This window comes from Sphingopyxis sp. SE2 (assembly GCF_032227185.1).
Classification (GTDB): Bacteria; Pseudomonadota; Alphaproteobacteria; order Sphingomonadales; family Sphingomonadaceae; genus Sphingopyxis.
The window spans coordinates 2126204-2147858 of record NZ_JAPMXW010000001.1 but is presented as its reverse complement, the minus strand read 5'-3'; the positions used below and the strand labels follow the sequence as shown (position 1 = coordinate 2147858).

Genomic DNA, 21655 nt, shown 5'->3' with positions numbered 1-21655 from the left:
CAGGCATGAAGGTGTCGCGGCGCTGAATGATCCACAGCCGCCTGCCGCAGGTCGCTTGACGGGCGTTCCGCTAGGGTGGAACATATAGGGAACATTTGAGTCGAACCCGATATGACCGCACCGCCTTTATCGCAGCCCCGGCCGAGCGCCGGGGAGCTTCAAGCGCTTCGCGACGCGGTGGCGCGCGTCGCGTCGGAGCGCGGGCCGGTGCTGCCCTTTGGCGTCGGGCCGCTCGATCATCTGCTCGCGGGCGGCGGGCTCGACGGTGCGGGCCTCCATGAAGTCGCGGCGGCATCGGCAAGCTGGAGCGACGATGCGGCCGCCACCCTGTTCGCAGCCGGGATCGCCGCGCGCTTCGCGGCGCCGGGCCTGTCGGCGCTATGGGCGCTCACGCGCTTCGATCTTTATGCGCCCGGTCTCGAACAGGCGGGGCTCGGGCCCGATCGCATCCTCTATGCGCAGGGCAGCAATGACCGCGAACTTCTCGCCATGTGCGAGGACGCGCTACGCGACGGCGCGCTGGCCTGCGTCGTCGCCGAGGTCAAAGCGGCCGACCAGACCGCGACGCGCCGGCTGCAGCTCGCAGCCTCCGAAGGCAAGACGCCGATGCTGCTCTACCGGCGCTACCGGCGCTACGGCCAATGCCCGCTCACCGATCTCTCACTGGCGTGCACGCGCTGGCGGGTCGGGAGCCTCGCATCGGCGCCGCTCGCGACGCCGGGCGTCGGGCGCGGGCGCTGGTCGATCGAGCTTGTGCGCCAGCGCGGCGGGCCGCCTTTCTCCCTCGAACTGGAGGCGTGCGATGACCAGGGTCGCCTCGCTCTTCCTGCCGCAACTCGCGATCGAGCGATTGCGGCGGGCGGCGCCGATCTCGCGCTCGGCCACGCCGCCTGAGCCCGCGCGGCTCGCGCCGCGCTTCCCCGAACCCGTCGACGACAATCCCGGTGCCTGTTCGGTACCGCGGGGCGGCGGCTGGCGACCCGGCGCGCGCTGGGCCCAGGACACGTCGGCGCATGCACGGCCCGACCGCGCCGCGATCGACGCGCTGCCCGCGCACCAGCGGCCGCCGATGCGCGAGCTTGGGCGGCGGAGCGAGGCTGCGGCGCCGGTCTTTCGCATGGCGCGCAGCGACGATGGAAGCGCCCCGGCGGGCTTGCCTCCGGTTCCGGTCCTTTGGGGGGCGCGGCCGACGATCCTCGTCGCGCGCACCGGGCAGCGCGACCTCGTCACCGCCGCGTGCCCGATCGCGCTCGAACTCGGTCTCGCGCCGGGCATGGCAGCGGCGCATGCGCGCGCGCTCGTGACCGATCTCGATATATATGATGCGGCGCCCGACGCGGATGCCGCGTGGCTGGACCGGCTGGCGCTGCATGCGGTGCGCCACTGGACGCCGACCGCCGCCGTGTCGGGCTCCGACGGGCTCTGGCTCGATCTCACCGGCACCACCCATCTCTTCGGCGGCGAGGCGCGCTTTGCATCGCGGCTCCTATCCTTTCTGCGCCGCCTTGGCTTCACCGCGCGTGTCGCGATTGCCGGGACCCCCGGCGCCGCGCACGCGCTCGCGCGTTTCGGCGGCGCGGCCACCCTGGTCTTGCCGGAAGGGGAGGAGGGGGAGGCGCTTGCGGGGCTGCCGCTTCGCGCGCTCCGGCTCGCGCCGGAGGCGCTTGTCTCGGCGGCGCGTTTCGGGATCGAGCGGATCGCCGACCTTTATCCGATGCCCCGCGGGCCGCTGGCGCGGCGTCTTGGACGCGGCGCGGTCGAGCGGCTCGACCAGGCGCGCGGGCATCTGCCCGAGCCGATCGTCCCGGTCGTGCCGTTCGAGACGCCCGTCGCGGCCCGGCGGCTGCTCGAGCCGATCGCGACCGCCGAGGCGATCGAGCAGGTCATATCCGATCTGGTCGGCGACCTTGTCGCCGAACTCGAACGGCGCGGACTCGGTGTGCGAACGGCGATCCTGAGCTGCGAGCGCGTCGATGCGCGCGAGCAGCGCGTCGCGTTCGGGACGGCGCGGGCGACGCGCGATGCAAAGCATCTCGTGCGGCTTTTCCGGCTCCGCATCGACCGCATTGAGCCGGGGCTGGGGATCGAGGCGATGACGCTCGCCGCGCCGCAGGTCGAAGCCTTGGCGCCTGAGACGATCGGGTCGCCGCTCGATAGCGGAGAGCGCACGCCCGACATCGCGCCGCTCGTCGACCAGCTCGCTGGACGTGCCGGCGAGGCGGCTCTCTTTCGCCTCGCGGCGATCGAAAGCGACGTGCCCGAACGCGCGATCGGCCGCGCCGGGCCGCTCGCCAAGCCTGCCGGCTGGCCGGCCTGGGCGCGTCCGGTGCGGATGCTCGGGCGACCCGAGGCCTTGTCGGGCGTCGTCGCGCTGCTGCCCGATCATCCGCCGCGCCGTTTCGCGTGGCGCGGGCGGAGCTACCGCGTCGTCGCGGGCGACGGGCCCGAGCGCATCCATGGCGAATGGTGGCGGCGGGCCGGCGAGATGTGGGCGGTACGCGACTATTTCCGGGTCGAGGCGGAGAGCGGCGAGCGCTTCTGGCTCTTCCGGCGCGGCGATGCGCAGGAGGATAATACCGGGGATTTGAGCTGGTACATGCACGGCGTGTTCGGATGACGACCTATGTCGAACTCCAGACGACCAGCCATTTCTCCTTCCTGCGGGGGGCGTCGGCGCCCGAGGAGCTGTTCGCAGCGGCGGCGTTGCTCGGTCATTCGGCGCTCGGCCTCTGCGATCGCGGTAGCGTCGCCGGAATGGTCCGCGGCCTCTCGGGGCAGGAGGCGACCGGTGTCCGGCTGATCCCCGGATCGCGCGTCGATCTGCGCGATGGCCGGTCGCTCTTGCTCTACCCGAAGGATCGCGCCGCCTGGTCCCGGCTGACCCGATTGCTGTCGCTCGGCAAGGCGCGCGGCGGCAAGGGCAATTGCTGGCTCGACTGGCCCGATGTCGCAGCCTGGGCCGAAGGGCTGGTAGCGGTTCTTCTGCCCGACGCGGCCGACGAGCGGACGCGCCTCGATCTTGGCGAGCTCCGCGAGGTCTTCGGAGTCGATGCCTATCTGGCGCTGTCGCTCCGGCGGCGGCCCGGCGACTTCGCGCGGCTGCGCGCGCTCGACGCCCTGGCGCGCGATGGCGGGGTGCGGAGCGTTGCCTGCGGCGACATTCTCTATCATGCAGCCGAGCGCCGCCCGCTGCAGGATGTACTGACCGCGATCCGCGAGAAAACCACCGTCGATGCGCTCGGCTTCCGGCGCGAGCGCTTCATGGATCGCGCTCTGAAGTCGCCCGCCGAAATGGAACGACGCTTCGCGCTCTTTCCCGACGCGATCCAGGCGACGGCGGATATCGCCGCGGCCTGCCGCTTCGACCTCGCCGAGATCCGCTACCAATATCCTTATGAGGAAGTGATGGCGGGGCGGAGCGCCCAGGAGGCGCTCGCCGCGCTCACCGAGGAAGGCGCGGTTCGCATGTTTCCGGGCGGCGTACCGCCGGCCTACCGGAAACAGATCGATCATGAGCTCCGCCTCATCGGCGAGCTCGGTTACGCGCCCTATTTCCTGACCGTCAATTCGATCGTCGCCGAGAGCCGGCGGCGCGGCATCCTGTGCCAAGGGCGCGGCTCGGCGGCGAACAGCTGCGTCTGCTTCCTGCTCGGCGTGACCTCGATCGATCCGATCAGGCACGAGCTGCTCTTCGAGCGCTTCGTGTCGGGCGAGCGCAAGGAGCCGCCCGATATCGACGTCGACTTCGAGCATGAGCGGCGCGAGGAAATCATCCAGTGGATATACGAGACCTACGGCCGCCATCGCTCGGCGCTGACCGCCGTGGTCACGCGCTACCGGACGCGCGGCGCCGTGGCCGAGGTGGGGAAGGCGCTCGGGCTGCCGCGCGACCTCACCAAGATGCTCACCGGCCTCGTCTGGGGCTGGTCGGTCGACGGCATTCCCGACGAACAGATCGCCAGCCTCAATCTGAATGCCGACGATCACCGGCTCAGATTGACTCTCGATCTCGCGCGCCAACTGATTGGAACCCCGCGCCATTTGTCGCAGCATCCGGGCGGTTTCGTGCTGACCGAAGAGCGGCTCGACGACCTCGTGCCGATCGAGCCCGCGCGCATGGAAGACCGGCAGATCATCGAATGGGACAAGGACGATATCGACGTCCTCAAGTTCATGAAGGTCGACGTGTTGGGGCTCGGCATGCTCGGCTGCATGAACCGCGCGTTCAACCTGCTGCGCGAGCATAAGGGCATCGATGTCGGCATGGCCGACCTGCAGGACGACGATCCTGCCGTCTATGGCATGATCCAGAAGGCCGACACGCTGGGCGTCTTCCAGATCGAGAGCCGCGCGCAAATGTCGATGCTGCCGCGCATCAAGCCCAAATGCTTCTACGACCTGGTGATCGAGGTCGCGATCGTCCGCCCCGGCCCGATCCAGGGCGACATGGTCCATCCCTATCTTCGCCGCCGCGAGGGCAAGGAGAAGCCCGAATATCCGAAGCCCGAGCTTCGCGCGGTGCTCGAGAAGACGCTCGGCGTCCCGCTCTTCCAGGAGCAGGCGATGAAGGTCGCGATCGTCGGCGCGGGCTTCACCCCGGCCGAGGCCGATCAATTGCGGAGGGCCATGGCGACCTTCAAATTGACCGGCGGCGTATCGCATTTCTACGACAAGCTCGTCGGCGGCATGGTCGAGCGCGGTTATCCGAAGGACTTCGCCGAGCGCACTTTCAAGCAGATCGAAGGGTTCGGAAGCTACGGCTTTCCCGAGAGCCATGCGGCCTCGTTCGCGAAGATCGCTTACGCATCCTGCTGGATGAAGCATCACCATCCCGACGTCTTCTCCGCGGCGCTACTCAACGCGCAGCCGATGGGCTTCTATGCGCCTGCTCAGATCGTCCGCGATGCGCGGAACCATGGCGTCGAGGTACGCCCCGTCTCGATCAACGACAGCCATTGGGATTGCACGCTGGAGGAGAGTGGAGGGCACTATCTCGCGGTGCGCCTCGGCTTTCGCCAGGTGCGCTCGCTCGCCAATATCCATGGCGCTGCGATCGTCGGGGCGAGGGGGGATTTGCCCTACGACTGCGTCGAGGATGTTTGGCGGCGCGCGGGCGTCCCGCGCGCCGCGATCGAACGGATCGCCGAGGCCGACGGCTTTGCCTGCCTGTCCGAGGACAGGCGGCAGGGCCTCTGGAAGGTGCGGGGGCTGGGCGAAGCGCCGCTGCCGCTCTTCGCGGCGGCGGATGCCCGCGAGGCCTGCTTCTCGCCCGAGGGGCTCGAACCCGCGACCGCGCTCCGGCCGATGACCGAGGGGCGCGAGGTGGTGGAGGATTATCGCACGCTGCAGCTATCGCTGCGCGCGCATCCGCTGAGTTTTCTGCGCGACGAGCTTGATGCCATGGGGATCGTCCGCTGCGCGGACCTCCCGCATATTCGCGACGGGCGGAATATCGAGGTCGCGGGCGTCATCCTTGTCCGCCAGCGCCCCGGCTCGGCCAAAGGGGTGCTCTTCGTGACGATCGAGGACGAAACGGGCATCGCGAACGGCATCCTCTGGCCCGATCGTTTCGATATCTATCGGAGGTCTGTCATGTCGGCGTCGATGATCGCGATGCGCGGACGGCTGCAGAAGGAAGGCGAGGTCATCCACATCATCTGCGACCGGATCATCGACCATGACGCGATGCTGCGCACGATCGCGCAGGGCGATGTATCGATAGCGCCGGGGCGGGGGGACGGCGCGCGCAATGGGGGAGGGCCGGACTCGCGCGATGCGCCGCTGCGGATCCGAAGCCATGACTTTCACTAGCATCGCCCCGCCCGGATTCCTGTGGGTGCGATCTGGTGCACCGTCATGCTACAATGGAATGCCGCCGCTATCGCTCGAATGAAAAGGGGATGACGATGTTCAGATGCAAGCAAATGCCGCTCGCCGAATGGTCGGCGCTGCAGGCCGGTTACGACCAGCTTTTCACGACGGTCTTTCATGGCGATCAGGGCATGGCCCTGTTCATCGAGAGTGATGGCGTCGGCGAACTCGATACGCTTCTGATCCCCGCGCACAATGCCGCCGCGGTCGAAGCCCTCTCGCCGGGCGGTTGGGCCGATTGTCCCGATGCAACCGATCGTCATTGGGCACTTCTGGTCGGCAATGCCGATGCCTGGGACACGCTCGGGCTGCCGCAACCGTGATCGAGCGCCCACGGTAGCATCATGGACAGATGGGACTGGGCCTGCGCGGTGGCCGTCGAGCGGCAATATGGTGCGAAGGCAGCAAACCATATCGCGGAGCGGATCGGCGCGCTCGCACTGCAAGGCGATACGGACGGCGTCGCACGCTGGCGTTCGATCGCCGCCTGCTTCGAGCATTTGCGGGCGTCGGCGCGCCCCGCGGCAAACCACTGAGGAACTGCGAATGCCGCATTTCGAACTCGATCTCGATCAGGACGGCTCCGCGCGGGCAATCTACAAGGATGGCGAACTGATCGAGGGTGCCATCAGCCTGGAATCGCCGAACAGCATCGTTCAGACGTATTTCGCCTCGGCGATCCGGAACATCGATGCGATGACGGTGGGGGACGATCCCGACGGCGACCGCGCACGCGACAACCGGCATTTCGGTCTTCAAAGCTTCCTGATGAGCCTCGTCGGCACCGAGGCCTTTCTCAATATCTATTTTCACCAGCTTGGAAATCTTCAGGGTCTGCCCGACGTCATCGACCTTGCGACGAGCGACAAGCCGATCGAGCACAAACTCAGCCATTTGCCGCGCCGCGCCTTTGGCAGCCCGCTCCCCAATTCAAAGAAGCTCTGCGCGAAGATGCGCGAGCTATACGATCTGAGGTCCAACATGGTGCATCCGAAGTGGACACCGTCCTCGATCGCCTTCGACGGCATGATGTATGCGGGGTTTGTCGATAATCAGCAGAAGCTGTTCGAAAACAGGGAATTCTGCCGAGAAACACTCCGCTGGTGCCTGCTTGTGATCGCGCGCATCGGCGTCCACTCTGGCTCCACGCGGTGGGATTTCGTTTATAACTGGTCGATAATCCACGAGACCAACGAAAGCCTCTCGAACTATCTCGGAATTCCTGCCGACGGCATCTGACCTACTGGACGGGAGACAGGCATCGGAAGAAGACGCGCTCGGTCTTGGGGTCGAAATCGGCCGCGAAGCCGGCATCTGTCCAGGCGCGCTGATGCGGTCCGCACTCGGCGTCATTGGTCCACCAATGGCCTTCTCCTGCCCCTCGCGGCAACACGCCGCGGATGATTCCCTCGATCTGGTCGAGGGTAAGCTCGAGACCTTCGGCCGAATTGCGGCTCCGCCACCGGCGGAGGAACGCCCCGAGCGGATCATATTTACCCATGCTGCCTCTTGGCCTTTCGTTGGTGCGGGCGGCCCGTTACCGCACCTTGGGCCGGAAACCACCCCTTTTTGTCGCCTGGCTGCGGGTCTCGGCTCGCCTTGGCCGTCAACCCCCTGCGGGGTTCGCCCTCGCGCGGGGCTCGGTGACGGCGGCTCGCGGCCCCTTCGGTTGGCGCCATCGGGGATGGTCCCCGAGCAACCCAAGGAGACTTCAAATGGCAAGCATCGCAAATCTCACCGTCAAGGACGACGGCAGCCTCGAGGGCAATCTCGCGACCCTCATGGTCACCGCCCCGATCGCGATCGTCCCGAACGGCCGCAAGGTGAAGGACAGCGAGCCCGACTATCGCGTCATCAGCCGCAAGAATGGCTTCGAGCTCGGCGCCGGCTGGGTGAAGACCTCGCAGACCACCGGCGCCGAATATATCTCGGTGTCGCTGTCGGCCCCCGAACTCGGCCAGATCTTCTGCAACGTCGCAAACGCGCCGGGCGACGATCCGTCGAAGAAGGTGCTGATCTGGAACCCGCCGAGCTGAAACGCGAACCCGGCCCCTCCCCGGAGGGGCCGGGCGATTTCAGCGATCGGGCACGAGCCGGCGCCGCTCCCCCATCAGCCAGTCGAACTTCTGATGGGCATCGGCGGGCGGAAGCCGGCCATCCGCGACGAGGAGCGGGATCGCCGCGCTGCGCGCGGCGGCGGGCGACAGGCGCTCGTTCATCATCAGCCGATAGTGGACGAGATCGACGTCCAGTGCCTCGTTCCGGTGCCGGAGGAAATCGTTCACCGCAGAAATCCATTCGCCATTCTCGCGGACCAGCGCGCAAATCTCGTCCTTGCCAACCTCGTGCCGGGCGTGGGGCAGAGGCTCGCCAACGAGCGAGCGAATGTCCGCAAGGCTCATGCAGCGATGATCCGCCTCGGGGATCAGGCTCACGGCGTCGGAGACAATCTGGCGGCAATCCTGGCAGATCGATGCGTAGCGCTCGCTTCCCAGCACGGGCCGATCCTCATTGCCGTCGTATCGGAAGCGGCGCGACAGGGGATCACTCTCCTCCTCATAAGCCTCCAGCTGTCTTACGTCGGCCGTCCAGGCACCGCTGTTCGCCTTGCGCAGGATTTCGAACTTGCTCCGCTCGCAGACTTCGCAGCGCCAGTCGGCGCCGGCATTGCGCCAGGGCGCGGAGAGCTTCACCTTTTCGGCATCGAGCGCGGCGAACTCCTTGGCGGTCGGAGGCGGACCGACCTTTCGCCGTTTCGTCTTGCCCGAAGCCTTTCCGTGCGTCGAAATCGAACGCGCCCGAATGGCATCCTCAAGTCCATAGGGCCGATCGTTGAGAGCCGACTGATCGACCGCGAGGCGGAAGAACAGCTCGCTGTTGTTTGTGCGCGGGATGCTCCAGCGATCCTGTTCGCGGTCGTGAAGCCCGCGCATGATGCGGTCCGCCATCATTTCCGCAAACTCGATGCGTTGCTCGATGTCGGCCTTCGCCTCACGCCACAGCATCTCGCCAATATCGACCTCGATGTCGTGTGGCGCATTGGGCGCCGGCACGATGAAGGCCGCGATCTCGCTTGGGCTGAAGCTGAAATAGGAGGGAACCTCCCGGCCGAGCTGCGCCTTCATCGCGCCGTCGGCGGCATTGCAGTCGTTGCAGACGAGCAGCCTCGCGAAGCGCTCCACGAGCGGGAACGTCGTCGCAAATGCCCGGCGCCTGATGACGCCCGTATCGCCGGGCGCGGCGGCGAGTATCTCCTTGCCGATCACTCTCTTGAGATGGTCGCACAGATGATCATGATGTTCATCGAGCTGGCAAAGCAGGACATTGTTGTCGGTGAGCCGGGCGATCTCGAACTTCGGCCGTTTGCAGACCGGGCATTCCCATCCCGTCCACGTCTGCGACCAGGCGTCGCCCAGCTCAAGCTTGTCGGTCCCGAACCGTTCGAGAAGCCAGAGCGTTAGGCTGCTCCAGCGCCCATCGCGTGATCCGGTCAGGTTATGGTGCTGCATCTCCTCGTCGGACATGGCGGCAAAATCGGGCAGACGAACGGTCACGGTCTTCATCGGCGCAAGATGATATCAGTTGGCCGAGTTCCGCAATGGAGAACCGCGCTCGCATCGCTTGGGGCGTTAGTCGCCGAGCAACAGCCCGACGAAGTGCGCATCGGACCAGCCACTCTTCCGGCCCGCGGCGAGCGCCATGATGTCGAGCTTCGCCTGCCGGACGATCGTCAGCTGCCTCGACGGGATGACATAGAGGCGCTGGTCGCCGGCGCCTGCCGCCACCACCATGTCGGAGGGCAGCGTGCCCGCATGCTGGGTGATGTCGGTCGAGCGTGTGACGGCGTCGCTGGCCGGGCTGGCGCGCGGCAACCACCAGGTCAGGCCATAGGCCGGATTGGCCTCGCTGCCCTTGAACAGCTCGGCGAGCGCGGCCGCATCGACGAGCGCCTTTCCGTCCTGCGTCCCGCCGCGCCGCACGAACTCGCCAATCTTCGCCCACTCGGTGGCCGCGAGCAAGAGACCCTGCGGCATCAGCGGTGCCCCGTCGGGGCCGCTGCGCCAATCGCCGACGGTCACCCCGATCGGGGCCAGGATGCGCCGCTCGATATAGCGGCGCGGATCGCCGTCTTCGCCCTTGGCGACGAGCTTGCGGCGCATGATCTCGCCGAAGATCTGCATCGGGGCCGGGCCATATTGAAACTTGCTGCCCGGGGTCGCGGCAAGCGGCAGCTTCACCGAATCGAGATAGGATTGCGGTCTGCCGACCGCAGAGGCTTGGCCGCTCGTCATCGACAGGAGCTGGCGCAGCGTGATCTTGGCCTTCGCGGGATCGCTTTTCCATTCGGACAGCGTGTCTGCCGCCGCCTCGTCGAGTGTCAGCAGTCCATCCTGAACCGCGGCAGCGGCCATCAGCCCCACGAGACTCTTCGTCCCCGACCAAAGCTCCTGCGGCGTGCTTGTGTCGGCGCTGGAGCAGCGGATCTTGCCATTCTCGAGAACCAGCACCGCGACGCCCGCATGCGCATCGGAATAAGCGAGCGCCGCAGCGCAGCCGGGAAGCGGGGAAGGTTCGGCGGCGGGGGCAGGGGCCGCCGCTACCGCGGCGGCAAGAAGGAGGATGGTTCGCTTCAAAATCCGGCTCCCGTTTCTCGTGCTTGTCTTTGCTGATATTATCGATAATAATTTCAATCGCAATCATCGATTGCTCGTGTGGGCTGCCCGACTAGGATGCACCGCGAGCAGGACAAGCCGAACGGAGAGAAATGGCCGCGACGAAGATGGAGGACGGCGACGCGCCGACCCAGGACCGCGTGATCGCGCGCTTGCTGACCGACGATATCGTCGAATGGCGCATTCCGCCGGGGACATGGCTGCGCGAGCGCGAGATCGCGGCGCGGTTCGATGTGAGCCATGCGCCGGTGCGCGAGGCGTTCCGCCACCTCGCGCGGATCGGGCTGGTCAAGGTCGTGCCGTGGCGCGGGACCTATGTGATCGACATCGACGAGCATGCGGCGAACGAAGTCTATGAGCTCTGGAAGGCGCTGTTCGGTGTCGTCTGCCGTCTTGCCGCGGCGGAAATGACCCAGCGTGACGGGCGCGAACTCATGCACCGGCTCGTCGAATATAAGGACGTGACGCAGCGCACCGAGGATACGTTCGAGCATATCAAGGTCTCGAACCGGATCGGCCGTTTCATCGCCAAGCGCAGTAATGCGCCGCTTGCCCTCGAGCTTCTCGACCGCGTCGCGCTGCTCGCGCGCTGGCAGCATAATGTCTACACCGACAGCTATATCGAGACGCACGGCAATGAGGCGGGACGGCGCTCGGCGGTGCTTTATGAAGAGCTGTGCCGCCATATCGTTGCCCGAGACGGTGATGCCGCCGACGCGGCCGCGCGCGACCTGATCGGGGTGACGCAGGAGAGCTTCGGGCGCGCGCTCGAGGAGTATAAAGCCCGCCATGCCAAGCCCAAGCCCGGGCGCCGCAAGGCGAAAGCGACATGACGCGCCCGGTCACCGATCGCCGGACCCTGCTGAAGGTGGGGCTCGCGGCGCCGCTCGCGCTCCAGGCGAGCGCTGCCGGAGCGGCCGAGAGCAAGGAAATCGCGATGTTCGGGCCCGAGCGACTCCTTGCCGATCTCAAGACCTACGCCGAGGCCGGCAACAAGCAGTCGGGCGGCGCGGGCGACCGCGCGACGGCCGACTGGACCGCGAAGCGGCTCGCCGCCGCCGGCTTCGCCGTCGAGCGGCAGGTGTTTGATGTTCCCTGGTTCGAGGCTTCGCGGTGCGAGCTCGCACTCGGCGATCTGAAGATCGCGCTCGTGGCGCAGCCGCTGGCCACCGAAACCGGCGCGGCGGGGCTGGAGGCGCCGCTGCGGCTGGCTGAAACAGCCGAGCGCCTCGACGGCGCGATCGCCGTCGTGCGGCTCCCGCATCGCCGCTGGTCGAGCCTTGTCGACCGGGCGGTTCGCGACCCGCTCGCCGACGCCCTGTCGCGCGGCGCGAGCGCGGTCATCCTCGTGACGACCGGCCCGTCGGGCGAAGCGCTCCTTCTCAACACGCCGGCCGATCGGCCGATATCCGACAGGCCGCTGGCCCTGTTGGCGCCGCGTCTCGCGGCGCCGGTGATCGAGGCGGCGCGGCATGGCAGGCCGGCGCGACTCACGCTTCTCGGCAGCGGGGGGACGCGCAAGGCGGAGAATGTGATCGGCCGCCGCCTTCGGCCCGGCCGCCCCTGGCTCGTCGTCTCGACGCCGCGCTCGGGCTGGACCGACTGCGCGGGCGAACGAGGGCCGGGTATCGCGATCTGGCTGGCGCTCGCCGACTGGATGCCGCGCGTCTATGCCGAGCATAATCTGCTCTTCGTCTGCAACAGCGGCCATGAATATGAGAATCTCGGCGCCAGCCACATCGTCGAGGCGATCGGGCCGCCGCCCGCCGAGACCGATTTCTGGCTGCATCTCGGCGCCAATGTGGCGACGCGCGACTATCAGGAAATGCCCGGCCGCCTCCTGCCGCTGCCGAGCGCCGATCCGTTCCGCTTCCTCATGACATCGCACGAATATGTCGAGCGGGCGCGCGAAATCTTCAAAGGCCAGCCGGGCGCGGAGATGGCCTATCCGTCGTCCGAAGGGACGGCGGGCGAGCTCTCCGAAGTGATCAGGGCGGGCTATACGCGCCACGCCGGCATCTTCGGCGCACACCGGCATCATCATGCCGCGACCGACATATTATCGACCGTCGCCGCTGAGCCGCTTGCCGCTACGGCGCGCGGCTTTCGCGACCTGTTGAGCGCGATCGTTCCCACTCACCGCTGATTGGCTCGCCGGACGCTTCGCGTTTTTCCGGCTTGACTCGTGCGTCCCAATGCACAAAATTATCGATAATAATTGCAATAAGACGATGGGGAGAGACTTATGGGACGCAAGGCGCATCTTCTATTCTGCACGGCTGCCGTCTGGGTCGCCGCCGCAGCCGCGCCCGCCTTCGCCCAGGAGGAAACTCCCGAGGCTCTCCCGGCCGATACGGCGGCGGAGGCGGGCGATGACGGCGCGATCGTCGTAACCGCGCGTCGCCGCGAGGAGCGGCTAGCGGATGTGCCCACCGCGGCGTCGGTCATCGACATCACCGCGCTGAACGATCGCGGCGGCGCGACGGGCAGCGGCGAACTGCTCGCCGATCAGCCGAGCGTCCGGTTCAACAACCTGAGCTCGTCGATCACGTCGGAAATCTCGATCCGTGCTTCGTCGACCGCGCGTGCGACCAACGGCGACCCGAGCGTCGGTCTCTATCGCAACGGTGCCTATATTGCCGGCGGCCCCGTCGGCGGACGCAACTTCACCCGTCTCGACATGCTCGATATCGGCCGAGTCGAGGTGCTGCGCGGAACGCAGGGCGCCCTTTATGGCCGCAATGCGGTCGGCGGGGCGATCAACATCATCTCGGCCGAGCCGGTCTTCGATCTCGGGGGCTGGGCGAGCGCGCGCTACGGCTTCGAGAATAACAGCCTGCAGCTTCAGGGCGCGGTCAATGTGCCGCTCGGGGACGGGATCGCGATGCGTATCAGCGGCGATCTCGTCGAGCAGGACAAGGGCTTCTTCTACAACCCGGACAATGACGTCTACTTCGACCAGCAGAAGGGGCATGGACTTCGCGGCCAGATCCGCCTCAAGCGCGGGCCGGTCGACGCGGTCATCATGGCCGAGACGCAGCGGCTGACGACGCCCGCGATCCATTATCAGATCTTCATTCCCGCGGGCACGCCGGGGTTCCCGGGCGGCTACATCCAGGACCGATTCCGCTATCCTTGGAGCACCGCGCCGCGCGCTTCGCAGGATGTCGACGGGCTGCAGGCGATTGTTCGCGTCGATCTCGGCGGCGCCGATCTCACCTCGACGACCTCGTTCCGCAAGCGCCACTCCGAATATGATCTCGACAATGACGCGGTGAGCCCGGCTGAACTCGCGCGTGCCCGCGCGGCGGGCGAGATCGGCGCGCTGACGCCGCTCGACCCGAGCGGCGCCTCCTACGTGGTCGATACGACCGACAATTTCTCGCAAGATATCCATGTCAGCGGCTCGGCCGACCGGTTGACCTGGCTCGTCGGCGCCGAAATGCTCCTGCTCGACAGTGATTTCTCGGTAACGACGACGCGGACCCCGACGCTCGCCAATCCCTCACCGGGGAACATTGCGCCCGCGCGGCTCCATTTCGAAAGCTATGCGGCCTATGGCTCGCTCGGGTTCGACCTGACCGACAGCCTCAATATCACGGGCGAGCTGCGTTACACGCGCGACAGCCGCAGCATCACGGCGCGGCTCTACGATCTCGGCACGGGGCTCCCCACCGGCGGCGCCGCACGCGTCATCGACGACAGCATCAACGCCGACAATCTCTCTTACAACGCCACGCTCTCGTACAAGCTCACGCCCGATATCCTCGCTTATGCGAAGGTCGGCAGCAGCTATCGCGCCGGCGGCTTCAACACCCGCCTTTCCGACCCGCGCGCGCCGAGCCCGGTCCAGGTCCTTTTCGGTAACGAGAACAGCACCAGCTACGAGGCCGGCTTCAAGGGCAGCCCGGTGCGCCGTGGCTATTTCGCGATCGCGGGCTATTATACCGAGCTCGAAGACCTGATCGCGCAGGTCGACGATGGCTGCGCGCTCACCAACGCCGCGTGCCCGGTCGCCGCCGTCGCCTATCTCACCAATGCCGGCGACGCGAAGAGCTGGGGCATCGAGGCTGAGTATAGCCAGGGCTTCGATCTTGGCGAAGGCAACGGGCGTCTCGCCATCAGCGGCTCGCGCCAGGGCGGCAAGGTCAAGAGCGGCCGTTACGACGGCCTCGATCTCGCGCAGGTTCCCGACTGGCTGGCCTCGGCCAACCTCAACCTTCGCCTGCCGGTCACGAATGATGTCGCGCTCACCAGCAATGTGCTGGTGAGCGGGCAGTGGGGCGGCAAGCAGGAACTGACCGCGACCTCGGTCGATCTCGATGACTATGTCCTCGTCAACCTGCGTGTCGGCGTCGAGGTGGGCAACCTCAGCATCAGCGCCTTCGCCAACAACCTCTTCGACAAGGTCTATTTCGTTGCGCAGGCGCCGACGATCAATCGCTACAGCCAGCCTCGCGTGGTCGGGGTCGAGGGGCGCATCTCATTCTAGTTCCGGCCGCGAAGACGCGGCCCCTCCGTTTCGACGACGTGCAACGAAGCTTGGAGAGAGAAGATGCCTCAACGAAAGAGACTGATGGGAATTGCCGCCGGTTCGGTGCTGGCTGCTGCTGCGGCGTTCGCCGCGCAAGCGAATTTCGATGGCGGCAACGGCGGGGAAGGGCGCTATCTGGTGCAGCTGCCGCCCGCCGCAGCGCCGGCAAAGGCGTCTGGATCCGCACCGGCGGTCGCGGCCCCGGCCAGCCTTACGACGATCGTCGGCGGATACAGCTACGACTGGACCGCCCTGCAGGCCGCGATCGATGCCGATACCGAAGTGCCGAACGGCTATTTCATCGTCGGAAACGCGACCGACCCGGACTATCTCTTCGCCTATGAAAAGGGGAGCTTCGGCATCGACCGGGTGACCCCGCTCGCCTCCGCATCGAAATGGTTCGCCGGGGCGCTCGGCATGCGGATGGCGCAGGCGGGGATCGTCACGCTCGAAGATCCGATGCGGCCGCCGCTCGCCTTCTGGACGACCACCGGCACCAAGAAGGACGTGAAGCTCAAGCATACGCTGTCGATGACATCGGGCTTCAACGCGAGCCCGCTGGTCGGCGGGTGCCAGCTGCTTCCCGCGATGACGCTCTACAATTGCGCAAAGAGCATTCACGACCTTCGCTATGACAGCTTGCGGCCCGGCAACGCCCCGGGCGCGCAATATAGCTACGGCCCGCACGGCATTCAGGTCGCAGCGGCGTATCTGGAGGCAAAGGACACCAGCATCCAGCCCGGAACGTCGCCCGCGCGTGAGCGCAACTTCCACGAATTGTTCGCGCAGCATGTGACGACCCCGCTCGGGATGACGAGCACGACCTGGTACGATCCTTCGGGCAGCGCCCCGACCAACCCGTGGGTGGCCGGCGGCGCCTTTTCGACGCCGCGCGACTATGCAAAGCTGCTGCGCGCGTTCCTCGGGGGCAGCTTCATCACCGATATGACGACCTTTACGCAGCAGCGCACGGCAGGGCTGCCGCGCGTCTTCGTGCCCGCTGGCGCGGTGAACTGGGAATATGCCCTCGGTTCCTTCGTCGAATGCGATACGCCTGCCGCATGCGCGACATCGAAGATCAATTCGTCGCCGGGCGCCTATGGCTGGACCGGATGGATCGATCGCGACACCGGCTATTACGCGCTGGTTGCAACCCAGATCGCGACCGGCGGAGACCGCAAGGGCGTCGAACTGGAACAGGTCATGCAGGATCTGATCGAAGACGCGATCGCGAACCGCACTCCGGTGCCCTGACAACCTCCGAAGGGGCGCACCTATCCGGCGCGGCGGTCCTCACCGCCGCGTCGCTTTTTGTCCGGATCGAGACAGGGCGGTAGCGGCAAGGCGCTAGGCCCGGCGCGGGACCATCCCCGCTCTCGAATGCCGCTATTCCCTTGAACGAGGCCTGGCCTCCTACAGTCAACCCCGGCGGGGTCCCTGCGCAAGCTTGGGCCGCGGCTGCGCCGCGGTGACTGCGGCCTGTCCCCGTCCGGCGGGGCGACTGTCGAGCGGGAATGGTCCCGCTCCCGCAGGAGCCTCGATATGCCGCTTTCCACTGCCCAATCGCTCGGCTGGAACCTCGCCCGCACGATGATGACGGTCATCGTCCTCATTGAAACCAGCGCTGGTTTCTCGGTCATGCCCCTCGACGAATTCGACGGCGACCCCGCCTGCATCGTCTGCGAATATGACCCCTTCAACCGCTGATCGCAGAAATTTCGCCCCAAGGTGGTTCCACTTCCGGTTCCACCTTCGGGGCATTTCTGCTATGTTTTCCAGGCAGATTGCGCTGTGGTGGTGGTGGAGAGCGCGTCCGAAGGGAGGACGCTTGTGACCTTTATGATCATCCTCGGCGGGATCGCCGGTCTCTCTCTCATCGTGCTGATGTTCCGGCTCGCGGCGATTGCGCTGCCGCTCTACGCCGGTATCGGCGCCGGTCTCTGGATGCTCGATCGCGGCTTTGGATATGACGCGTCGATCGTCTCAGGATTGCTTCTAGGGGTTCTGATCCTCCTTGCCGGACGGTTTCTCTGTGCGGCACTGCCCCCGCTGTGGAGGGGCCTCGTGGCGCTGCTCTTTGCCCTTCCGGCAGGTTTTGCCGGATATCAGGCTGCAAAAGGCTTGGGCGGGCTCGCCTTGAGCGACGGCGCAGTCCTCGAGTGCCTCGCGATCACAGGCGCGCTGATCACGGCAGCGGCCGCCTGGCGAAGTCTCGGGACGCCGCAGGGCAGTCGGCCCGAAGCCGGCGTCCCGCTCGGCGCCACCTCCTGAGAATGAAACCGCGTCGGGTTCGCCCGGCTTTCGACGATCCGTCACCGCTGATGTCCTTGTCGGCAGCGCCGCACCGGCCCGGCCTCTTCGATTTGCGCGATCTGCCGGCAAGCCGCTGACGCTGCGCCGCTAGCCGCAACGGCTGGTCCGGAACTTTCTTCCCCCGGCGTGCCGCCGTTCCTCGCGAAACAAGAAACTCTCGGTCCCGCCGTCCTCCGCTTCGCTCCGGGCCCAAAGGCTGCGGCGCGGCGCCTTGCCGGCCGCCGATGCGCATCGAGGCCGCGCTGGTGCGGCCGCGAGATGCAGAAAAGGACTTCAACATGAGCAAAATCGGCAGCTTCAAACTGGTCTCGGGTGAATATCGCGGCCAGATCATCACTCTCTCGGTGCAGGCCAAGTCGGTCCGCATCGTTCCGGAGAAGAATGCCAGCGGCAATGCTCCGAGCCACCGCGTGTTCGTCGGCGACGTCGAGGTCGGTGCGGCCTGGGAGAAAACGAGCCAGGACAAACGGCCCTATCTCTCGGTCAAGCTCGACGACCCGAGCTTCGTCGCACCGATCTTCGCCCAGCTCTTCTCGGGCGAAGAGGGGGAGCATGACCTGGTCTGGACCCGCCAGCCGCGCCGCGGCGACAATTGATCCAGCCGCACATCGCCCGGCCGCTGGCCGGGCGATGTTACATCCAAATTGAGGGCTTTAGCGTGCGGGATTGAGACAATTTTGCGTTAAGCTTGTCCCTTGCGCGCCGGTAACCATGTCGCGGCCAGTGACAGAAACCGGCTGAAATTCCGCGGTTTATTCTCCTCAAACGGGTCGGAGGTGCGAGTGGATCAGGCAGCTGGGTGGCAGTCGCCATATTTTCCGAAGATATTCGAACTATATGATCGCGCGGACTTCGCGCAGGAATTCCTGCGACGAAGTCCCGCCTATCGCGGCGCCTTCGCCGCCGCCGCAGCGGCGCGCGGCGGCGACCGGGTTCGGCTCCTGCGGCGGCTCGCCAGCCGCTGGGGGTTGGTCTTTCGCCTTCGATCCTGATCTCTCGGCTGCGGCTGCGCCCGCCCTGTGGCGGCCGCAGGCCTGCGCCTTCGTCACAATCGCACGGCCAGCGCCCAAGGGCTTCGCCGCGCTGCGTCTCGCCGAGATTTTCGACGGCCTCGAAGTTGCCGCCGAGCTGCTTTCCTATCGCGACTGGCACGTCGTGCTACTCGCCGGGGGGCGCCGCTATCGCCTCCTGATCCGCCGCTGCCGGTCGAACGAACAGCTCGCGTTTCTGACCCCTGCCGATGCGCAGACCGCCCTTCGCGCCTCGATGATCATGGCGCTGCACCGCGAACTGCTTGACCTGGGTGCGGTCCGCCCGCCGCCTGACGGCGTGCCGGGCCCCACAGAGCGGTGGCGGCTTATCCAGTGGCTGCGCCTCCTCGACGCGATGGACGAAGGCGCGCCAGCCCGCGAGATCGCAGCGACGCTGCTGCTCGCGGAGGCCCGCGAATATTCTGCATCCGAATGGGATGCCTCGAGCGAGCGCCGCCGCATCGCGCGTTGGCAGCGCGCTGCCATCGCGATGCGCGACGGCGGCTTCAGCGCGCTGCTGCGCGCCGCCTGATCGGGACATTCCGAACCCCGGCGCTTTGTCCGTTCCGAACCGGGCCCCCGCTTTTCCATTGTCGTCTCCTCGCTGCCGCAGCCCGCCATGGCCTTCGGCACATGCCAGGAGCTCTCCCGTGCCCGACAATGTCGCACCCGTCGTCCCGCGTTATCTCAAGACCCCCGACGCTGCCGTCCACCTCGGCCTCTCGCCGAAGACCCTCGAGAAGCATCGCTGCTACGGAACGGGGCCGCGCTACCACAAGCTAGGCGGGCGCATCGTCTATGCGATCACCGACCTCGACGCCTGGGCCGACATCGGCCGCAAGACCTCGACCTCGGATCCGGGCAACGGCTGCATCCATCCCGCGCGCCCGGTGCGCCGCTGATGTGCGCGCTTGCCGCTGCGCGGCCACGCGATCTGGTTGCGTCCGACGCCGCCGCTGCGGTCGGCGCTCCGTCGGCGGCCAGCGGCCTGACCGACGTCGAGCTGACTTGGATCGAGCGCCGCCTCGAGCGATGGATACGCTTCGGCCGCGTTGCGGCCGACCGCATTGTCGATCGCCGCACGCGCGTCGTCTCCTTCCGTCCCGTCGCCGTCTTCGCGTTCGTGCGCTGGAGTTCGAACGACTTCGGCACGGTCCATTCGAGCATCGCCATCCTCTCGGCCGCTGCGCCGCGATTGCCCTATTCCACCTATCCCTTCGTCCGACCCGGCGGCGAGCTGCTGCTCCGGATCGACGGCTGGCCGAAGGTCGAGAAGGTTCTGAAGGCAATCGACGCGATCGAGGCCGCCGGCGTCGATCCCTGCGATGTCGCGCCCGATCATTGGCGCCACATCGGAAGCCAGCTTGCCGCCGGATTGCCGTTTCGTCCTTATGGGATCGATCGGCACGCTGCGTGGCTCCGCCGCAGGGCGATCGAATCATGAGGCGGCGCTGGCTCCGGGCGACGGTCATTTCGGGCGGGCTCTTCGCGGGCCTGTTCGGTGCCGTCGCTGCGCTCGCGCCGCAGCCGCGGCTCATCTGGAATGCGAGCGCGAGCATGCCGCTCGGCTTCTACCGCGTCGAGGTCGGCCGCCGCCCGGTCGCCGGGGATATGGTTGTCGCCGAGCCGGCGAGCGACGTCGCCGCGCTGCTTGCCGCGCGCAGCTATTTGCCGCGCGGCGTGCCGCTCCTGAAGCGCGCCGCCGCGACCGAAGGATCGCTCGTGTGCCGAAGCGGTGCCTTCGTGACCGTCGACGGTGCCGGCGTGGCGCGCGCTCGCGCGCACGACCGGCTCGGCCGTCCGCTACCGGAGTGGCTCGGTTGCCGCCGTCTTCAGCGCGGCGAAGTCTTCCTCCTCGGCGATGCACCCGACAGCTTCGACGGCCGCTACTTCGGCCCGCTGCCCGCCCTCGCTGTGATCGGCACCGCGCATCCACTGCTCACGCGCGATGCGCCGGGCGCGCCGCTGCGCTGGCGCCCGAACCCCCAATCCCCCGCTTCAACCTCGGAAGAAAAGGAACCCACCCCATGATTATCGGAAACTTCCAATCTGCGGACGACGGCTTCGCAGGGCATATCCGCACCCTCCTTCTCGACGCGATGATCGCGATCGTTCCGGCGCAGCCGTCCGACGCCGAGAATGCTCCGGCATGGCGCGTCCTGCTCGTCGAGGCCGACAATGGCATCGAGATCGGCGCGGGATGGGAGCGGCGCGGCGAGCGCGCCGGCTCCTACATCGCGCTGCAGATCGACGACCCGGCGCTCGGCGCGCCGATCCGCGCGAACCTGCTGCGCTCGACGCAGAATGAGGATGAATATCATCTGCTCTGGTCGCGGCCTGCGCCGCGCGACAAGGCTTGAGCGGTGACGCGTCCGGCTCGCTCGGCGCGCTTCCGCGCCGCGCGCATCGCCGCCGCGCTGCTGTTCCTCGCGGCGCTTGGTGGTGCCGCGGGGGATGCGTTCGCGGCGCCGGCTTCGCCGGGCGCGTCGCACCCCTATGCGGCCCACGTCGCCGAGGCCTCGCTTCGCTTCGGCATACCCGAGGAGTGGATCTGGCGCGTGATGCATATCGAAAGCCGCGGCAATGCCCGCGCTGTTTCGCCTGCGGGCGCGATGGGGGCGATGCAGATCATGCCCGCGACCTGGGCGATGCTGACCGCACGCCATGGTCTCGGTACGAATCCCTTCGACGTGCGCGCGAACATCCTCGGCGGTGCAGCCTATCTGCGCGCGATGTGGGATCGCTATCGCGATATCCGCTTGATGCTCGCGGCCTATAATGCGGGACCCGGCCGCGCCGACGCCTATGCGGCGGGACGGCGCGGATTGCCCGCCGAGACTATCGCCTATGTCGCAGCGATCGCGCCCGCGATCGGCGCATCGAGCATCGCTCCGCTCGCTCCCGCACCGACCGCAAGCGCGCCCGCCTGGCGCAGCGCTTCGCTCTTCGCGGGGCAGGCCAATGGCAGTGTGCCGGGCAGCTCCGCTGCACCGGCGCTGCAAGACGAGCGCGCGTCGGCGGCAGCTTCGCCGCCGGCCGCGCGTCAGCTCTCGCCCCTGTTCGTCCCGCTTTCCGGGAGCGACCAATGAGCTTCTGCCGTCCCGGTCTCGTGGATCGTCCGGACATGATTTTCCTGGGATGGCTGCTCTACTTGGGGTGGTGGAAGGGAGGGCAAGATAAAAGACCTGCCAGCTTGCTGGCGGTATGTGGTTGGATTACCGACGTTTTTGCGT

Annotated in this window: 24 protein-coding genes; 21 read left to right on the top strand and 3 right to left on the bottom strand. The window is 67.1% G+C overall.

What is annotated here, in order from left to right:
• The first annotated feature begins 111 nt into the window (after window positions 1-111).
• From OVY29_RS10265 to OVY29_RS10240, 6 genes are all read left to right on the top strand, one after another.
• Window positions 112-894 carry a protein ImuA gene (locus tag OVY29_RS10265; RefSeq protein WP_313911253.1) on the top strand — a complete coding sequence of 261 codons (783 nt, stop codon included), beginning with the start codon at window positions 112-114 and terminating at the stop codon, window positions 892-894.
• A complete protein-coding gene (locus tag OVY29_RS10260) occupies window positions 803-2617 on the top strand; it encodes a DUF6504 family protein (protein ID WP_313911252.1) in 1815 nt (604 codons plus the stop codon). The genes OVY29_RS10265 and OVY29_RS10260 overlap by 92 nt, the downstream gene beginning before the upstream one ends.
• Window positions 2614-5811 carry an error-prone DNA polymerase gene (locus tag OVY29_RS10255; protein WP_313911251.1) on the top strand — a complete coding sequence of 1066 codons (3198 nt, stop codon included), beginning with the start codon at window positions 2614-2616 and terminating at the stop codon, window positions 5809-5811. The genes OVY29_RS10260 and OVY29_RS10255 overlap by 4 nt, the downstream gene beginning before the upstream one ends.
• A 95-nt stretch (window positions 5812-5906) precedes the next feature.
• The gene (locus OVY29_RS10250; RefSeq protein ID WP_313911250.1) at window positions 5907-6194 is read left to right on the top strand and encodes a hypothetical protein; all 288 of its coding nucleotides are present in this window, start codon (window positions 5907-5909) and stop codon (window positions 6192-6194) included.
• 21 nt (window positions 6195-6215) lie between these two features.
• The gene (locus OVY29_RS10245) at window positions 6216-6407 is read left to right on the top strand and encodes a DUF6961 family protein (protein ID WP_313911249.1); all 192 of its coding nucleotides are present in this window, start codon (window positions 6216-6218) and stop codon (window positions 6405-6407) included.
• A gap of 10 nt (window positions 6408-6417) precedes the next feature.
• On the top strand, window positions 6418-7110 hold the full coding sequence (locus tag OVY29_RS10240; RefSeq protein ID WP_313911248.1) for a hypothetical protein: 693 nt from the start codon (window positions 6418-6420) through the stop codon (window positions 7108-7110).
• Between the two features lies 1 nt (window position 7111).
• Here the strand turns inward: OVY29_RS10240 and OVY29_RS10235 are convergent, their stop codons facing one another.
• Window positions 7112-7372, bottom strand: a complete 261-nt coding sequence (locus tag OVY29_RS10235) for a hypothetical protein (RefSeq protein ID WP_313911247.1) — start codon at window positions 7370-7372, stop codon at window positions 7112-7114.
• 214 nt (window positions 7373-7586) lie between these two features.
• Between OVY29_RS10235 and OVY29_RS10230 the strand changes: the two genes are divergently transcribed.
• A complete protein-coding gene (locus tag OVY29_RS10230; RefSeq protein WP_313911246.1) occupies window positions 7587-7907 on the top strand; it encodes a DUF736 domain-containing protein in 321 nt (106 codons plus the stop codon).
• A 39-nt stretch (window positions 7908-7946) separates the two neighbouring features.
• On the opposite strand, the gene OVY29_RS10225 is transcribed toward OVY29_RS10230, so the two are convergent.
• Both OVY29_RS10225 and OVY29_RS10220 read right to left on the bottom strand, forming a co-directional pair.
• Entirely contained in the window at window positions 7947-9425 is a 1479-nt protein-coding gene (locus tag OVY29_RS10225) for a hypothetical protein (protein ID WP_313911245.1), read from the bottom strand.
• A 75-nt stretch (window positions 9426-9500) separates the two neighbouring features.
• On the bottom strand, window positions 9501-10505 hold the full coding sequence (locus tag OVY29_RS10220; RefSeq protein WP_313911244.1) for a serine hydrolase domain-containing protein: 1005 nt from the start codon (window positions 10503-10505) through the stop codon (window positions 9501-9503).
• Window positions 10506-10636: 131 nt separating this feature from the next.
• Between OVY29_RS10220 and OVY29_RS10215 the strand changes: the two genes are divergently transcribed.
• The 14 genes from OVY29_RS10215 to OVY29_RS10150 all read left to right on the top strand — a co-directional run bounded on the left by OVY29_RS10215 (window position 10637) and on the right by OVY29_RS10150 (window position 21511).
• Complete coding sequence (locus tag OVY29_RS10215) at window positions 10637-11377, top strand: GntR family transcriptional regulator (protein WP_313911243.1); 741 nt, start codon at window positions 10637-10639, stop codon at window positions 11375-11377.
• A complete protein-coding gene (locus OVY29_RS10210; protein WP_313911242.1) occupies window positions 11374-12690 on the top strand; it encodes a hypothetical protein in 1317 nt (438 codons plus the stop codon). Before OVY29_RS10215 ends, OVY29_RS10210 begins: the two co-directional genes overlap by 4 nt.
• 99 nt (window positions 12691-12789) lie before the next feature.
• Window positions 12790-15036, top strand: coding sequence for a TonB-dependent receptor (locus OVY29_RS10205; RefSeq protein WP_313911241.1), 2247 nt, complete (start codon window positions 12790-12792; stop codon window positions 15034-15036).
• A gap of 84 nt (window positions 15037-15120) precedes the next feature.
• Window positions 15121-16332 carry a serine hydrolase domain-containing protein gene (locus tag OVY29_RS10200; protein WP_313911240.1) on the top strand — a complete coding sequence of 404 codons (1212 nt, stop codon included), beginning with the start codon at window positions 15121-15123 and terminating at the stop codon, window positions 16330-16332.
• Between the two features lie 288 nt (window positions 16333-16620).
• Window positions 16621-16785: a hypothetical protein gene (locus OVY29_RS10195; RefSeq protein WP_313911239.1), complete on the top strand. Its 165-nt coding sequence runs from the start codon at window positions 16621-16623 to the stop codon at window positions 16783-16785.
• Between the two features lie 123 nt (window positions 16786-16908).
• A complete protein-coding gene (locus tag OVY29_RS10190; RefSeq protein WP_313911238.1) occupies window positions 16909-17349 on the top strand; it encodes a hypothetical protein in 441 nt (146 codons plus the stop codon).
• 320 nt (window positions 17350-17669) lie between these two features.
• Window positions 17670-17987, top strand: a complete 318-nt coding sequence (locus OVY29_RS10185) for a DUF736 domain-containing protein (protein ID WP_313912055.1) — start codon at window positions 17670-17672, stop codon at window positions 17985-17987.
• A gap of 180 nt (window positions 17988-18167) precedes the next feature.
• Window positions 18168-18383: a transcriptional regulator domain-containing protein gene (locus OVY29_RS10180; protein WP_313911237.1), complete on the top strand. Its 216-nt coding sequence runs from the start codon at window positions 18168-18170 to the stop codon at window positions 18381-18383.
• A 163-nt stretch (window positions 18384-18546) separates the two neighbouring features.
• Entirely contained in the window at window positions 18547-18954 is a 408-nt protein-coding gene (locus tag OVY29_RS10175) for a DUF2285 domain-containing protein (RefSeq protein ID WP_313911236.1), read from the top strand.
• Between the two features lie 118 nt (window positions 18955-19072).
• Complete coding sequence (locus OVY29_RS10170; RefSeq protein ID WP_313911235.1) at window positions 19073-19324, top strand: helix-turn-helix domain-containing protein; 252 nt, start codon at window positions 19073-19075, stop codon at window positions 19322-19324.
• Window positions 19324-19866 carry a DUF2840 domain-containing protein gene (locus OVY29_RS10165; protein ID WP_313911234.1) on the top strand — a complete coding sequence of 181 codons (543 nt, stop codon included), beginning with the start codon at window positions 19324-19326 and terminating at the stop codon, window positions 19864-19866. The genes OVY29_RS10170 and OVY29_RS10165 overlap by 1 nt, the downstream gene beginning before the upstream one ends.
• A complete protein-coding gene (locus tag OVY29_RS10160) occupies window positions 19863-20453 on the top strand; it encodes a S26 family signal peptidase (protein ID WP_409581460.1) in 591 nt (196 codons plus the stop codon). The genes OVY29_RS10165 and OVY29_RS10160 overlap by 4 nt, the downstream gene beginning before the upstream one ends.
• A complete protein-coding gene (locus OVY29_RS10155) occupies window positions 20450-20782 on the top strand; it encodes a DUF736 domain-containing protein (RefSeq protein ID WP_313911233.1) in 333 nt (110 codons plus the stop codon). Before OVY29_RS10160 ends, OVY29_RS10155 begins: the two co-directional genes overlap by 4 nt.
• A 3-nt stretch (window positions 20783-20785) precedes the next feature.
• Window positions 20786-21511, top strand: a complete 726-nt coding sequence (locus OVY29_RS10150; protein ID WP_313911232.1) for a lytic transglycosylase domain-containing protein — start codon at window positions 20786-20788, stop codon at window positions 21509-21511.
• Window positions 21512-21655 lie beyond the last annotated feature (144 nt).

What these genes read in the sequence shown, in the direction of transcription:
- OVY29_RS10265 (WP_313911253.1), top strand. Translation starts at nt 112, where the DNA reads ATGACCGCACCGCCTTTATCGCAGCCCCGGCCGAGCGCCGGGGAGCTT.
- OVY29_RS10260 (WP_313911252.1), top strand. Translation starts at nt 803, where the DNA reads ATGACCAGGGTCGCCTCGCTCTTCCTGCCGCAACTCGCGATCGAGCGA.
- OVY29_RS10255 (WP_313911251.1), top strand. Translation starts at nt 2,614, where the DNA reads ATGACGACCTATGTCGAACTCCAGACGACCAGCCATTTCTCCTTCCTG.
- OVY29_RS10250 (WP_313911250.1), top strand. Translation starts at nt 5,907, where the DNA reads ATGTTCAGATGCAAGCAAATGCCGCTCGCCGAATGGTCGGCGCTGCAG.
- OVY29_RS10245 (WP_313911249.1), top strand. Translation starts at nt 6,216, where the DNA reads ATGGACAGATGGGACTGGGCCTGCGCGGTGGCCGTCGAGCGGCAATAT.
- OVY29_RS10240 (WP_313911248.1), top strand. Translation starts at nt 6,418, where the DNA reads ATGCCGCATTTCGAACTCGATCTCGATCAGGACGGCTCCGCGCGGGCA.
- OVY29_RS10235 (WP_313911247.1), bottom strand. Translation starts at nt 7,372, where the DNA reads ATGGGTAAATATGATCCGCTCGGGGCGTTCCTCCGCCGGTGGCGGAGC.
- OVY29_RS10230 (WP_313911246.1), top strand. Translation starts at nt 7,587, where the DNA reads ATGGCAAGCATCGCAAATCTCACCGTCAAGGACGACGGCAGCCTCGAG.
- OVY29_RS10215 (WP_313911243.1), top strand. Translation starts at nt 10,637, where the DNA reads ATGGCCGCGACGAAGATGGAGGACGGCGACGCGCCGACCCAGGACCGC.
- OVY29_RS10210 (WP_313911242.1), top strand. Translation starts at nt 11,374, where the DNA reads ATGACGCGCCCGGTCACCGATCGCCGGACCCTGCTGAAGGTGGGGCTC.
- OVY29_RS10205 (WP_313911241.1), top strand. Translation starts at nt 12,790, where the DNA reads ATGGGACGCAAGGCGCATCTTCTATTCTGCACGGCTGCCGTCTGGGTC.
- OVY29_RS10200 (WP_313911240.1), top strand. Translation starts at nt 15,121, where the DNA reads ATGGGAATTGCCGCCGGTTCGGTGCTGGCTGCTGCTGCGGCGTTCGCC.
- OVY29_RS10195 (WP_313911239.1), top strand. Translation starts at nt 16,621, where the DNA reads ATGCCGCTTTCCACTGCCCAATCGCTCGGCTGGAACCTCGCCCGCACG.
- OVY29_RS10185 (WP_313912055.1), top strand. Translation starts at nt 17,670, where the DNA reads ATGAGCAAAATCGGCAGCTTCAAACTGGTCTCGGGTGAATATCGCGGC.
- OVY29_RS10165 (WP_313911234.1), top strand. Translation starts at nt 19,324, where the DNA reads ATGTGCGCGCTTGCCGCTGCGCGGCCACGCGATCTGGTTGCGTCCGAC.
- OVY29_RS10160 (WP_409581460.1), top strand. Translation starts at nt 19,863, where the DNA reads ATGAGGCGGCGCTGGCTCCGGGCGACGGTCATTTCGGGCGGGCTCTTC.
- OVY29_RS10155 (WP_313911233.1), top strand. Translation starts at nt 20,450, where the DNA reads ATGATTATCGGAAACTTCCAATCTGCGGACGACGGCTTCGCAGGGCAT.